The 12,676-nt window shown below is 73.4% G+C and carries 13 protein-coding genes; 11 read left to right on the plus strand and 2 right to left on the minus strand.

Annotation, left to right across the window (positions count from 1 at the left end):
• Positions 1–534 carry a YbjN domain-containing protein gene (locus DDJ31_RS20700; protein WP_127178828.1) on the plus strand — a complete coding sequence of 178 codons (534 nt, stop codon included), beginning with the start codon at positions 1–3 and terminating at the stop codon, positions 532–534.
• 42 nt (positions 535–576) lie between these two features.
• On the opposite strand, the gene DDJ31_RS20705 is transcribed toward DDJ31_RS20700, so the two are convergent.
• Positions 577–1,776, minus strand: a complete 1,200-nt coding sequence (locus DDJ31_RS20705; protein ID WP_431027612.1) for a hypothetical protein — start codon at positions 1,774–1,776, stop codon at positions 577–579.
• 264 nt (positions 1,777–2,040) lie between these two features.
• On the opposite strand from DDJ31_RS20705, the gene DDJ31_RS20710 reads away from it, so the two are divergent.
• Both DDJ31_RS20710 and DDJ31_RS20715 read left to right on the plus strand, forming a co-directional pair.
• Positions 2,041–2,526 carry a prevent-host-death family protein gene (locus tag DDJ31_RS20710; protein WP_127178827.1) on the plus strand — a complete coding sequence of 162 codons (486 nt, stop codon included), beginning with the start codon at positions 2,041–2,043 and terminating at the stop codon, positions 2,524–2,526.
• Positions 2,523–2,873 (plus strand): hypothetical protein, encoded by a 351-nt coding sequence (locus tag DDJ31_RS20715; RefSeq protein WP_127178826.1) that lies wholly within the window; start codon positions 2,523–2,525, stop codon positions 2,871–2,873. Before DDJ31_RS20710 ends, DDJ31_RS20715 begins: the two co-directional genes overlap by 4 nt.
• Before the next feature lie 80 nt (positions 2,874–2,953).
• On the opposite strand, the gene DDJ31_RS20720 is transcribed toward DDJ31_RS20715, so the two are convergent.
• Positions 2,954–4,144 carry a pyridoxal phosphate-dependent aminotransferase gene (locus tag DDJ31_RS20720; RefSeq protein ID WP_127178825.1) on the minus strand — a complete coding sequence of 397 codons (1,191 nt, stop codon included), beginning with the start codon at positions 4,142–4,144 and terminating at the stop codon, positions 2,954–2,956.
• A 129-nt stretch (positions 4,145–4,273) separates the two neighbouring features.
• Between DDJ31_RS20720 and DDJ31_RS20725 the strand changes: the two genes are divergently transcribed.
• The 8 genes from DDJ31_RS20725 to DDJ31_RS20760 all read left to right on the plus strand — a co-directional run bounded on the left by DDJ31_RS20725 (position 4,274) and on the right by DDJ31_RS20760 (position 12,625).
• On the plus strand, positions 4,274–4,579 hold the full coding sequence (locus DDJ31_RS20725) for a hypothetical protein (protein WP_127178824.1): 306 nt from the start codon (positions 4,274–4,276) through the stop codon (positions 4,577–4,579).
• 291 nt (positions 4,580–4,870) lie between these two features.
• Positions 4,871–5,407, plus strand: coding sequence for a DUF2617 family protein (locus DDJ31_RS20730; RefSeq protein WP_127178823.1), 537 nt, complete (start codon positions 4,871–4,873; stop codon positions 5,405–5,407).
• 300 nt (positions 5,408–5,707) lie between these two features.
• The gene (locus tag DDJ31_RS20735; protein ID WP_127178822.1) at positions 5,708–7,348 is read left to right on the plus strand and encodes a polyamine aminopropyltransferase; all 1,641 of its coding nucleotides are present in this window, start codon (positions 5,708–5,710) and stop codon (positions 7,346–7,348) included.
• Between the two features lie 73 nt (positions 7,349–7,421).
• Entirely contained in the window at positions 7,422–8,549 is a 1,128-nt protein-coding gene (locus DDJ31_RS20740) for an SRPBCC family protein (protein ID WP_127178821.1), read from the plus strand.
• Positions 8,550–8,599: 50 nt separating this feature from the next.
• Positions 8,600–9,388 carry an aldose 1-epimerase gene (locus tag DDJ31_RS20745; RefSeq protein WP_127178820.1) on the plus strand — a complete coding sequence of 263 codons (789 nt, stop codon included), beginning with the start codon at positions 8,600–8,602 and terminating at the stop codon, positions 9,386–9,388.
• A 9-nt stretch (positions 9,389–9,397) separates the two neighbouring features.
• The gene (gene pyrE / locus DDJ31_RS20750) at positions 9,398–9,946 is read left to right on the plus strand and encodes an orotate phosphoribosyltransferase (RefSeq protein ID WP_127178819.1); all 549 of its coding nucleotides are present in this window, start codon (positions 9,398–9,400) and stop codon (positions 9,944–9,946) included.
• A 122-nt stretch (positions 9,947–10,068) separates the two neighbouring features.
• Complete coding sequence (gene fbaA, locus DDJ31_RS20755) at positions 10,069–11,091, plus strand: class II fructose-bisphosphate aldolase (RefSeq protein WP_127178818.1); 1,023 nt, start codon at positions 10,069–10,071, stop codon at positions 11,089–11,091.
• 58 nt (positions 11,092–11,149) lie between these two features.
• Positions 11,150–12,625: an MFS transporter gene (locus DDJ31_RS20760; RefSeq protein WP_127178817.1), complete on the plus strand. Its 1,476-nt coding sequence runs from the start codon at positions 11,150–11,152 to the stop codon at positions 12,623–12,625.
• Positions 12,626–12,676: the final 51 nt, after the last annotated feature.

Genomic DNA, 12,676 nt, shown 5'->3' on the forward strand with positions numbered 1-12,676 from the left:
GTGACCATCGACCCGTCCTCGATTCCTCACTTCGGGGGCCAGCCCGAGCCGCAGCCCCAAGGGCCGGCGGGCCCCGTAGTCCCGGATCAGGACCTCGTGAAGCAGCTCCTCGACCAGATGGAGCTCAAGTACGTCGTCGACGACGAGGGAGACCTCGCGGCGCCGTGGGAGCAGTTCCGTACGTACTTCATGTTCCGCGGCGAGGGCGACCAGCAGGTCTTCTCGGTGCGGACGTTCTACGACCGGCCCCACCAGATCGACGAGAAGCCCACGCTCCTCGAATCGATCGACGACTGGAACCGGCGCACCCTGTGGCCCAAGGTGTACACCCACACCCACGACGACGGGACCGTCCGGCTGATCGGTGAGGCGCAGATGCTCATCGGCACCGGCGTCAGCCTGGAGCACTTCGTGTCCTCCACGGTCAGCTGGGTGCGCGCCGCCATCGAGTTCGACAAGTGGCTGGTCGAGCAGCTCGGCCTGGAGGAGGACGTCAACGACGCCGACGAGAAGCCCGGCGACGACGAGGCGTAGTCCGCCGCCGGCTCCGGCCTCCCCCGGGTCGTCCGCCCGCCGCTACAGAGGCGTGCGGGCGACGACCAGCAGATAGGCCCCGTAGCAGAACGAGAGCCCGGCCAGGGCGCAGACCACCACGGTCGCGTGCCAGGGCCGGGCTCTGGCCGTCCGGGTCAGCGCCCGCGCCAGCGGCAGCAGCAGCGGGAACGCCGGCAGCAGGAACCGCGGCTTGCACTCGAAGAACCCCGAACCGCCCAGCGCGACCAGCAGCAGCACCCCGCTGTGGACGACCAGCGGCAGCGGCGCCCGGTCGGCGATCAGCAGCGCGAACAGCACCATCGCCGCCGCCACGATCACCATCGTCATCGGGAAGACCAGCCGGTCGCCGTGGAGCAGCAGGTGGCGGACGAAGCGCAGCGAGCCGCGCCCCAGGTCGAAGCGGGAGCCCCACAGGCGCTGCACCTCGAAGTAGCCGCCCGGCAGATCGCCCTCCCGGTGGCCCACCCACAGCACGTACCCGGCCCAGCCGGTGGGCGCGAGCGCCGCGCCCGTCCACAGCCTGTGGGTAACTTTTCCGCCCGCCCGCCACACCCCGCGGGCCTCCCACGCCGCCGCGGCCAGCACCGCCGCCGCGACCGCGAACCCGTTCGGCCGGGAGAGGCCCGCGAGTGCCGCCAGCGCCCCCGCCCACAGCCAGTGCCTGGCCAGCACCGCGTACAGCGACCACGCGGCGAACGCGGTGAGCACCGGCTCGGTGTACGCCATCGACAGCACGATCGAGTGCGGCAGCAGCCCCCACAGCAGCACCAGCGCCGTCGCCGTCGCCCGCCCGTACAGCCGGGCGCCCAGCGCGTACAGACCGCACGCGGCGACCGAGGCGGCCAGCCACGACACCACGAGCCCGGCCACGCCCGCGCTCCACGGTCCCGCCTCCGTGGCCACCCGCACCAGCGCCGGGTAGAGCGGGAAGAACGCCAGGTCGCTGTGGGCCGTCCCGGGCCCGTAGACCTCGGTGAGCCCGTATCCGTGGGCGGCGATGCCCAGGTACCACAGGGAGTCCCAGGACCGGCTCAGCAGCGTGAGCGGATGCCGTCCGGTCGCCCAGGCGGCCGCCGCCAGCGCGACGACGCCCAGCAGTCTGACGACGGTGAAGAGTCCGAGGGCCCGCGCCGCGTCGCCGGCCACGGACAGCCGCGCCCGCCCGGCGGCGCCCGGCCGCTCCCTGCGGGACGGGGGGACGAGGGTGCTCGCATGGGTCACACCGGAACAGTGCCGGGTGAACGGGCCGAACACGGGTGTTCCGCGCCCGGAGGACGGCGGATTCGACCCGTCCGGCACGGCACGGCGCCGGGCCGCCGCCCGGACGACGCCCGGGTCACCCCCGACCGGAGGCTCAGACGCCCGCCTTCAGCCGCGTGACCGCCTCCTGGAGGACCGACGTGCGCTTGCGGAAAGGTCACGGTGCGCACCGGGCCGTCGGGGAGTCTCCTTGAAATCAGATCGTGATCTGAGTAAGCTCTGATTATGTCTACCGCGCGTCTGGAAGCAGAAACGGAATCCGTCTCCTTCACCGATCTGTCCCGCAACCCCAAAGGCGTCGCGGCCAGAGCTGCTGCTCTCGGGCGGCTTCGGGTCACCCATCGGGACGCGCCGGACATGGTGCTGACCACGGCCGTACGCGCGGAGGGCGCGGAGGAGAACCTGACCACCGCCTCCCGGCTTTTCCTCGCACTGATGAAGCAGGACGACGGTGCCAGGGCGCTCCTCCTCGCACTGCCCGAGGTGTTCCCCTGGGCGCGGCACCTGGACGCGGAAGAGGTTCGGGCCTTCACTGTCGAGCTTCTTGGAGCGCTGTCGGACGCCGCCGAACTGGGGGCGGGAGAGGCCGTGCACCGCGCGATCGTCTCCTGGCGCGCCACGGCTCGCATCAATGCCGATCCCGAGCAGCTCGGGGAATCGCTGCGTCCGCTCGACGGTGATGACCTCGGTCAGGTCGAGGTGCGTGGGTGAGCCCGAAGAAAGGAGACCGAGTCAGCGTTCCGCCCCTCAACGGGTGGAACGTCGTCTTCGGCACCACGGAGGCGGTGACGGGCTGGGAAGAGCTGTGTCGTGTGGCCCTGCCGAGCGCGCATCGCTGCCTGGACGCTCTCCGAAGTGACCCTCTGACCCGGGCCAACTGGAATCGCCAGCACCAGTTGCGCGGCAGGCACGCCACCAAAGTGTGGAAAGGCTCCGACCTGGAGCAGTGGGAGTACGAGGTCACCAGTGGTGGTCGAGTGCGCTACCTGGTCAGCGCGGAGACCTCCACCGTGATCCTCGTGTACGCCTCCCCGCGGCATCCCAAAGACACCGAGTGAACCGTGGCCGCTTCGGGAGCGGGCCTTGAGCAGGCCCCGCGCCCGGAAGCACACCGGCGGCGCTCCTTTCGCGCCCCCTGTCAGACCGCCAGTCGCCGGAGGCGGGCGACCGCTTCTTCCAACACGTCCTTCCGCTTGCAGAACGCGAAGCGTACGAACGGTGCTCCCTCCTCGCGGTGGTCGTAGAACACCGCGTTGGGGATGGCCACCACGCCCGCCCGTTCCGGCAGGGCGCGGCAGAACGCGAAGCCGTCGCTCTCGCCCAGGGGCCGGATGTCGGTGGTGACGAAGTAGGTGCCGGCCGGTTTGAAGACCCCGAACCCGGCGTCCGCGAGACCCTCGGCGAGCAGATCGCGCTTGGCCAGCATGTCCGCGCGGAAGTCGGCGAAGTAGCTGTCGGGCAGCGCCAGCGCCTCGGCGACCGCGTACTGGAACGGGCCGGACGCCACGTAGGTCAGGAACTGCTTCGCGGAGCGCACCGCCGTCACCAGCGGGGGCGCGGCCGTCACCCAGCCCACCTTCCAGCCGGTGAACGAGAACGTCTTGCCGGCCGAGCCGATCGTCACCGTCCGCTCCCGCATCCCGGGGAAGGCCGCGAGCGGCAGGTGTTCGGCGTCGTCGAAGACCAGGTGTTCGTACACCTCGTCCGTCACCACCAGCAGGTCCCGCTCGACGGCCAGCTCCGCGATCGCCGTCAGCTCCTCGCGGGTGAGGACCGTGCCGGTCGGGTTGTGCGGGGTGTTGATCAGCAGCAGCCGGGTGCGGTCGGTGACGGCGGCCCGCAGCTCGTCCAGGTCGAGCCGGAACGCCCCCTCGTGCGGGCGCAGCGTGACCGGCACCCGGGTGCCGCCCGCCATCGCGACACTGGCCGCGTAGGAGTCGTAGTACGGCTCGAACGCAATCACCTCGTCGCCCGGCTCCACCAGCGCGAGCAGCGTCGCCGCGATGGCCTCGGTGGCGCCCGCCGTGACCAGGACCTCGGTGTCGGGGTCGTGGCTCAGGCCGTAGCGGCGCCGCTGGTGCGCGGCGATCGCGGTCCGCAGCTCCGGGACGCCGGGGCCCGGCGGGTACTGGTTGCCGCGACCCTCGCGCAGCGCGCGGACCGCCGCCTCGCGCACGGCCTCGGGGCCGTCCGTGTCGGGGAAGCCCTGGCCCAGGTTGATCGCGCCGGTGCGGGTGGCCAGCGCGGACATCTCCGCGAAGATCGTCGTCCCGAACTCGGCGAGACGGCGGTTGAGCAGCGGGCGGGTGCTGGAGGTCATGCCCGTCATCCTGCGCCGAAGCTCTGGAGTTCCTCAACTCTGCTTTGGCCCGTGAGACGACCGGGCATCTGCCGGGCACGCACGGAACCAGGCACCCACGGGGGGTTGCTTCGGGGGACTCGGAAGGACGGTGGCGCCATGGGTGTCATTCTGATCTTCATAGTGATCGGCGTGCTCCTGCTGACGGTCATCCTGTCGGCGGCGCGCAGGCGGGGGAAGGGTCGCCGCACGGCCTACCGCGGGGGCGCGGCGGGCGGCGGCAGCGGGGCCAGCTGGTGGGCGGGCGACGGCGGCTCGTCGTCCTCGGACGGCGGCCATCACTCCGGTGGGCACCACTCCTGCGGGGGTGGCGGGCACTCGTCCTGCGGGGGCGGCGGACACTCCTCGTGCGGCGGCGGCTCGTCCTGCGGCGGCGGAGGCGGCTGCGGCGGCGGAGGCAACTGACCACGCCCGCAGGCCCGTACGCTCCGGCGTGCGCCACCGGCCGGTGGCGCACGCCTGGTTGAACAGTTGAGCAGTGGAGCCCTCTGAGGGATGGAAACCCCACGAAGTTGGGTAAAAACACTGTGGCGGCGCCACAGTTCATGATTCCCTCTAAACCACCAAAGCGGCCGGAACGGACGTCCAGCGCACTCCCCCACGACGGATCGACCGGAGCCGGCCGGACCGTCCAGGTGCCGACCCGGGTGCCGCCGGACCACACCTCCCCCCTTTGCGCGCTAGCGGAGCCCACCCATGCTCACGACCCTGAACACCGTTTACACCGACACGCGTGCTGCCGACCTCGCCTGGGCGCTGGGCGGCGAACCGCTTCCCGCACTGGCCACGCTCGACCTCGAACTGTCCCGGGCCAAGCTCCAGTTGAGACTTCTCGGCGCCTCCCACCAGGTGCTCCTCGACGAGGAGCGCGGCAACTGCTCGGAGACGGTGGCGTGCATCCCCGGCAGCAGCACCCCGCTGCCGCTGGGCGTCGCCAAACGCGTCGGCGACTGGGAGTACGAGTTCGCGGCCCGCGTCGAGGTCCTCTCGCCCGGCTCGTTCGCGGGGCGCGCGCAGGAGCTGCTCGCCCTCGTCTCCGACCATCCGCACGGACTCGCGGGCGTCTTCCCCGGCAGTCCGCACGCCTTCACCGCCATGCTGGCCCAGTGCCACGAGGGCCAGGTGCACTGGCGGACCTGGCACGCCTACCCGCAGGACGGCCAACTGGTCGCCACCCGCACCCGGGTGGGCGTCCGCGTCCCGGCCGGGCCGCTCAGCCCGTCGGGCGTCTGAGCCGGTCGGGCGTCTGAGCCGGTCGGGTGGCTGAGCCCGTCGGGCGTCTGAGCCGGTCGGCCGTCCGTGCGCGTGCTCGGCGATCCGGCGCGATCCGGCGCGGTGCGGTGTGATCCGGCGCGGTGCGTGGCGGGTGCGTGGGGCCGGCGCGGCCGGTGCGGCGGGGGCGCGCGGTCCTGACACGGGTCGCACGAGGGGGCGGGTGCGGGCGGGCGTCAAACGTCCCGGGGCCCGACTGACCGTTTTTTCCACACGTGTGGGTGACGAAGCGTGACGTTCATGTGACGTAACGTCGCAGTCGTGATCGATCCGCACGCGCCGGCCCCGCCCGGCCCCCCGCCTTCCTGGCCCGGACCGGCGCGGCTGCCGGTGCGGCCGGGCACGGGCCGGTTCCTGGTCCTGGCGTGCGTCTTCGTCTGCGCGGCCTGCGGGCTCGTCTACGAACTGGAACTGGTCGCCCTCGCCTCGTACCTCATCGGCGACTCCGTCACCCAGGCGTCCGTCGTCCTGTCCGTCATGGTCTTCGCCATGGGTATCGGCTCCCTCGCCGCGAAACGGCTGCGCTGGCGCGCCGCCGCCGGGTTCGGCGCGATCGAGGCGACGCTCGCCCTGGTCGGCGGTTGCAGCGCGATGGCCCTCTACGCGGTCTTCGCCTGGACCGGCGGCTGGGGCGGCCTGTGGGCGAGCGGCTCGCGCTGGCTGCTGGTCGCCTTCTCGCTCGCCATCGGCCTGCTCATCGGCGCCGAGGTGCCGCTCCTGATGGAGCTGATCCAGCGCATCCGCCGCCAGGACGCGGGCGGCGCGGTCGCCGACCTCTTCGCCGCCGACTACGTCGGCGCCCTGGTCGGCGGCCTCGCCTTCCCCTTCCTGCTGCTGCCGCTGCTCGGCCAGCTGACCGGCGCCCTGATCACCGGCACCGTCAACGCGGTGGCGGGCGGCGCCCTCGTCCTCGGCCTCTTCCGCCGCGACCTCAGCCGCCGCGCCCGCTGGCTGCTGCTGATCGCCAACCTCCTCGTCCTCGGCGTCCTCGCCGCCGCCGCCGTCCTCGTCGACGACTTCGAGCGGGCCGCCCGGCACGCCGTCTACGGCACCGACGTCCGGGTGGCCCTCCAGACCGGTGTCCAGGAGGTCGTCCTCACCGGCGGCACCCACGGCAGGCCCCTCGACCTGTTCCTCGACGGCCGGCTCCGGGTCAGCGGCCGGGACGAACTCCCGTACCACGAGGCGCTGGTGCACCCCGCGATGAACGGCCCGCACGCGCGCGTGCTGGTCCTCGGCGGCGGTGACGGACTCGCCGTCCGCGAGGTGCTCCGCCACCCGGGCGTCCACCGGATCGACGTCGTCGACGTGGACGCCGGACTGGTCAGGCTCGCCCGCACCGACCCGGCCCTGTCCCGGCTGAACGGCCACGCGTACGCCGACCCGCGCGTCCACGTGACCGCCGAGGACGCCTTCGGCTGGCTGCGCGGGGCGCCCCCCGCCTCGTACGACGTGCTGGTCTGCGATCTGCCCGACCCCGGCATCACCGCGAGCACCAAGCTGTACTCCCAGGAGTTCTACGGCCTCGCCCGCCGCGCCCTCGCCCCCGGCGGCCGTCTCGTGGTGCACGCGGGCCCGCTCGCCAGCAGGCCGCGCGTCTTCTGGACGGTCGACGCGACGCTCCGCGCGGCCGGCCTGCGCACCGTCCCGTACCGGATCTCGGGCCGCGCCGCCGGGTTCGCGGGCGGCCCCGACCGCACGACGGAGGCGTCCCGCGCCGCCCGCGACTGGGGGTTCGTCCTCGCCGCCACCACACCCCCGCGCCTGAGCCTCGCCCCCGGCGCGCCCCGCCCCCGCACCCTCACCCGCGCGGCCCTGACGGCGGACGCCGGGGAGGCGACCCGCACCCGCGTCCCCGGACTGCCGCCCTCGACCCTGGTGCACCCCCGCTACACCGACTGATCCACCGGAAACGGGCCGCCACTTTCCGGCAAGGGCGGTGCGGGAGCCGGTGTCGTGGGTAGGCTCGCCCGACATGGAGCATGAGGTGTTCGTTCCGGTTCCGGCCGCGCGGCTGCGCGACGCGCTCGCCGACCCCGCGCGGGTCGCCCGCGCGATCCCCGGACTCCACCAGGACGCGGGCGCCGAGCCGGGCACCGGGCGGCTGAAGGTGCGCGTCGGCGGTCACTCCGTCACCTGCCGCGGCACCCTGCGGGTCAGCGCGGGCGAGGACGGGACCCACCTCGTGACGGGCGACGCCACGGAGGCCCGCGGCTCAGGCACCGTCCGGCTCACGCTGACCGTGCGGGTGCGGGACACGGACGGCGGCGCCACGGTCTCCTTCACCGGAACGGCGAGCGCCGACGGCCGCCTGGCCGACCTCCCCCAGGACGCGGTGGCCTCGGCGGCGACCCGCCTGCTCGACCGCTTCGCGGCGAACCTGGGCGCGACACCGGACGAGGCGACACCGGACGAGGCGGTACGGGACGAGGAGACACCCGTCGAGGCGGCTGAGGAGGAGCCGGGCGTGGCGCCGGGGGAGGAGCCGGGCGCGGCGCCGGGAGAGGCGCCGGGGGAGCCGGGCTCCGACGCGGACGCCTCCAACGAGGACGCCTCCGACGTCTCGGACGCACCTGACGCCTCCGACGTCTCGGACGCACCTGACGCCTCCGACGTCTCGGACGCACCTGACGCCTCCGACGCCTCCGACGTCTTGGACGCCTCCGACGCCTCGGATGCCTCGGACGCACCTGACGCCTCCGACGCGCCTGACGCCTCCGACGCACCTGACGCCCCCGACGCGCCTGACGGCTCGGACGCACCTGACGCCCCCGACGCCTCCGACGCCTCCGACGCCCCAGCGGACAGCGACCCCGTCGACGCGATCGAAGATGCCGACGCCGTTCCGCCCGTCGTGCCTCTCGTGCCCGTCGAGCCCATCGCCCCCGAGGAACCGCCCGCCGAGGCCGCCCACGCGCGGCGGACGATGATCGGGCGCAGCGCCGAAGAGGTCGATCACGCGCCGCCGCGCGGCCGGTACGCGCCGGTGCCCGCGCCCCAGACCATCGCCCCCGGCTCACCGCTGCGCTGGGCGGCGCCGGCCGCCGCCGTCGCGCTGGCGTCGGCGATCGTCGTCACCCGGGCGCTGCGCAGACGCCGTTGACCGCCCGGGTACGCGCGCGTGCCCTTCGATCACCCCAGTAGGGTCGTCCCGTGAGCGACGACGAGATCACGCTGACCGCGGGCGACGCGGAGGTGACCGTCCAGCCGGGCAACGGCGGACGGATCGGTGGACTGCGGGTCGACGGCACCGAGTTGCTGCGGCAGGGCGAGCGGTTCGGCTGCTTCCCGATGGTGCCGTGGTGCGGCCGGACCAGGGACGGCCGGTTCCGGGACGGCGCGACCGTCAGGCAACTCCCGCTGAACTCCCCGCCGCACGCCATCCACGGCACCGCCCGCGACGGCGCGTGGAGCACCGCGCGCGTGGGTGAGGGCGAGGCGGTCATCACCTACGACCTGGTCGAGCCGTGGCCCTACCCGGGCCGCGTCACCCAGCAGATCGCCCTGACCCCCGACTCCCTCACCCTGACGATGTCCGTGGAGGCGCTCGACTCGTCGTTCCCGGCGCAGATCGGCTGGCACCCGTGGTTCCACCGCAACCTCGGCGGCGAGGACGTCCGGGTGGACTTCACGCCCGCCTGGCAGGAGGAGCGCGGCGACGACCATCTGCCGACCGGCGTGCGCGTCGACCCGAGGCCGGGACCGTGGGACGACTGCTTCGGGATGCCGGGCGGTGTCGACGTCACCCTCACCTGGCCCGGCCAGCTGGAGCTGAACGTCGCCAGCCGCGAGAAGTGGGTGGTGGTCTACGACGAGCAGGAGGCCGCCGTCTGCGTGGAGCCGCAGACCGGGCCGCCCAACGGCCTGAACACGGCGCCCCGGCAGGTCACCCCCATCGAGCCCCTCGAAGCCGCCACGACCTGGAGCTGGCGCCGCCTCTAAGCTGACCGCATGAGTGACGTGCGCGCAGCGCTGCTTCAGCAGATCAAGGACAAGGCCGTGGTGCACGGCAAGGTGACCCTCTCCTCGGGCCTGGAGGCCGACTACTACGTCGACCTGCGGCGCGTCACCCTCGACGGTGAGGCCGCCCCGCTGGTGGGCGAGGTGCTCCTCGACCTGGTGGCCGACCTGGAGTTCGACGCGGCCGGCGGTCTGACCATGGGCGCCGACCCGGTCGCGGGCGCGATCCTGCACGCCGCCGCCGCGCGCGGCCGCCGGGTCGACGCCTTCGTCGTCCGCAAGGCGGCCAAGGCGCACGGCATGCAGCGCCGGGTCGAGGGTCCCGACATCGCGGGCCGCCGGGTGCTGGTCGTCGAGGACACCTCCACCACCGGCGGCTCCCCGCTGGCCGCCGTCGAGGCGGTGCGTGAGGCGGGCGCCGAGGTCGTCGCCGTCGTCACCATCGTGGACCGCGCGACCGGCGCCGCGGAGAAGATCCGCGAGGGCGCCGGAGTGCCCTACCTGTACGCGTACTCCAAGGACGACCTGGCCCTCGACTGAGCCGCCCGCCCGGTCTGGAAAGATGGGGGCGCCGGTGACGACGTCGTCGCCCCAAGGTCTAGGTCAGGGCCGCAGGACGCAGCAACACAGAACGCCCACCCGCACATACAAGGAGCGGACAGATGCCCATCGCAACCCCCGAGGTCTACAACGAGATGCTCGACCGGGCGAAGGCAGGCAAGTTCGCCTACCCGGCGATCAACGTCACCTCGACGCAGACCCTGCACGCGGCGCTGCGCGGCTTCGCGGAGGCGGAGAGCGACGGCATCATCCAGATCTCCACGGGCGGCGCCGAGTTCCTTGGCGGCCAGTACCAGAAGGAGATGGTGACCGGCGCCGTCGCGCTGGCCGAGTTCGCGCACATCGTCGCCGAGAAGTACCCGGTCACCGTCGCGCTGCACACGGACCACTGCCCCAAGGACAAGCTCGACGGGTACGTGCGCCCGCTGCTCGCGGTCTCCGAGGAGCGCGTCAAGGCCGGCGGCAACCCGCTGTTCCAGTCGCACATGTGGGACGGCTCGGCGGAGACCCTCGCCGACAACCTCGCCATCGGCCAGGAACTGCTGGAGCGCGCCCGCGCCGCCAAGATCATCCTTGAGGTCGAGATCACCCCGACCGGCGGCGAGGAGGACGGCGTCTCGCACGAGATCAACGACTCGCTGTACACCACCGTCGACGACGCGATCCGCACCGCCGAGGCGCTCGGCCTCGGTGAGAAGGGCCGCTACCTGCTGGCCGCCTCCTTCGGCAACGTGCACGGCGTCTACAAGCCGGGCAACGTCGTGCTCCGCCCCGACCTCCTGAAGGAGCTGAACGACGGCGTCGCCGCGAAGTTCGGCAAGGCGTCGCCGTTCGACTTCGTCTTCCACGGCGGCTCCGGCTCCACCGCGGAGGAGATCGCCACCGCGCTGGAGAACGGCGTCGTGAAGATGAACCTCGACACCGACACCCAGTACGCGTTCACCCGCCCGGTCGCGGACCACATGTTCCGCAACTACGACGGTGTCCTGAAGGTCGACGGCGAGGTCGGCTCCAAGAAGACCTACGACCCGCGCACCTGGGGCAAGCTGGCCGAGGCCGGCATGGCCCGGCGCGTGACCGAGGCCTGCGGGAACCTGCGTTCCACCGGCACCCGGATCAAGTAACCCCGTGCGGTGAGCCCGGCGCCTGTCCGTGGCGCCGGGCTCGCTGTATATCTGGGGCATGCCCGATGTCCGGCTCGCCTCGTCCCAGGGCAAGTGGATCGTCCTGACCACCGTGCTCGGCTCCAGCATGGCCCTGCTGGACTCGACGGTCGTCAACGTCGCGCTGCCCCGCATCGGCCGTGACCTGGACGCCGGCCTGGCCGCGCTCCAGTGGACGGTCAACGCCTACATGCTGACGCTGGCCGGGCTGATCCTGCTCGGCGGCTCCCTCGGCGACCGCTACGGGCGCCGCAAGGTCTTCGTCATCGGCGTCGTCTGGTTCGCCGTCGCGTCCCTGCTGTGCGGGATCGCCCCCAACATCTGGGTGCTGGTCGCCTCCCGCGCCCTCCAGGGCATCGGCGGCGCCCTCCTCACCCCCGGCTCGCTCGCCCTCATCCAGGCGTCCTTCCACCCCGACGACCGGGCCAGGGCCGTCGGCCTGTGGTCCGGGTTCGGCGGGGTCGGCGCCGCGATCGGGCCGTTCCTCGGCGGCTGGCTCGTGGACGGCCCCGGCTGGCGCTGGGTCTTCCTGCTGAACGTCCCGCTGGCGCTGCTGTGCGTCCCCGTCGCGCTGCGCCATGTCCCCGAGTCGTCCGGCGGGGCCCGCGCGCCCGGCCGGTTCGACGTCACCGGCGCCGCCCTCGGCGCCGTCGCGCTCGCCCTGGTCACCTACGCCCTGATCGACGGCAGCCAGGGCTCCCTCGCCGTGGTGCTGACGGCCGCCGCCGTGGGCGTGGCGGCCGCCGTCGCCTTCGTGCGGGTGGAGCGGCGCGGCAGCGACCCGATGATGCCGCTCGACATCTTCTCCTCGCGCCAGTTCACCGCCGTCAACCTGGTCACGCTCTGTGTCTACGCGGCGTTCGGCGGGTTCTTCTTCCTGGCCTCGCTCCAGCTCCAGGTCGCCGTCGGCTGGTCCGCGCTCGCCGCCGGGACGGCGCTGCTGCCGACGACCGTGCTGATGCTGCTGTTCTCGGCCCGCTCGGGCGCGCTGGCCGGCCGGATCGGGCCGCGCATCCCGCTCACCGTGGGCCCGCTGCTCTGCGCGGCCGGCATGCTGCTGATGCTGCGGGTCGGGCCGGGCGCGTCCTACGCCGCCGATGTGCTGCCCGCGCTGCTGGTCCTCGGCTGCGGCATGGTCACCCTGGTCGCCCCGCTGACGGCGACGGTGCTGGCGTCCGTCGAGACCGCGCGGGCGGGGCTTGCCAGCGGCGTCAACAACGCGGCGGCCCGCGCGGCCGGCCTGATCGCGGTGGCCGCGCTGCCGCTGCTCGCCGGGATGGGCCCGGACGCGTACCGCACCCCCGACGCCTTCGACAGCGCCTTCCACCGCGCGATGCTCTGGTGCGCGGGGGTGCTGGTGGTGGGCTCGGGGGTGGCCTTCGCGACGGTCCGCACGCCGGCCCCCGACTGCACCCGCCCGGAGTGCCTGACCCACGGCTCGGTGACGGCACCCCCGCTGGAGGGCAGACGGGCGGGGCGCCGGCTCGGGGGCTGACGGGGGGGCGAGGTGTGACGGGGGCGACCGGCCACCGTCGGGCGTCGGGCC

The organism is Streptomyces griseoviridis (genome assembly GCF_005222485.1).
GTDB classification, from domain to species: domain Bacteria; phylum Actinomycetota; class Actinomycetes; order Streptomycetales; family Streptomycetaceae; genus Streptomyces; species Streptomyces hintoniae.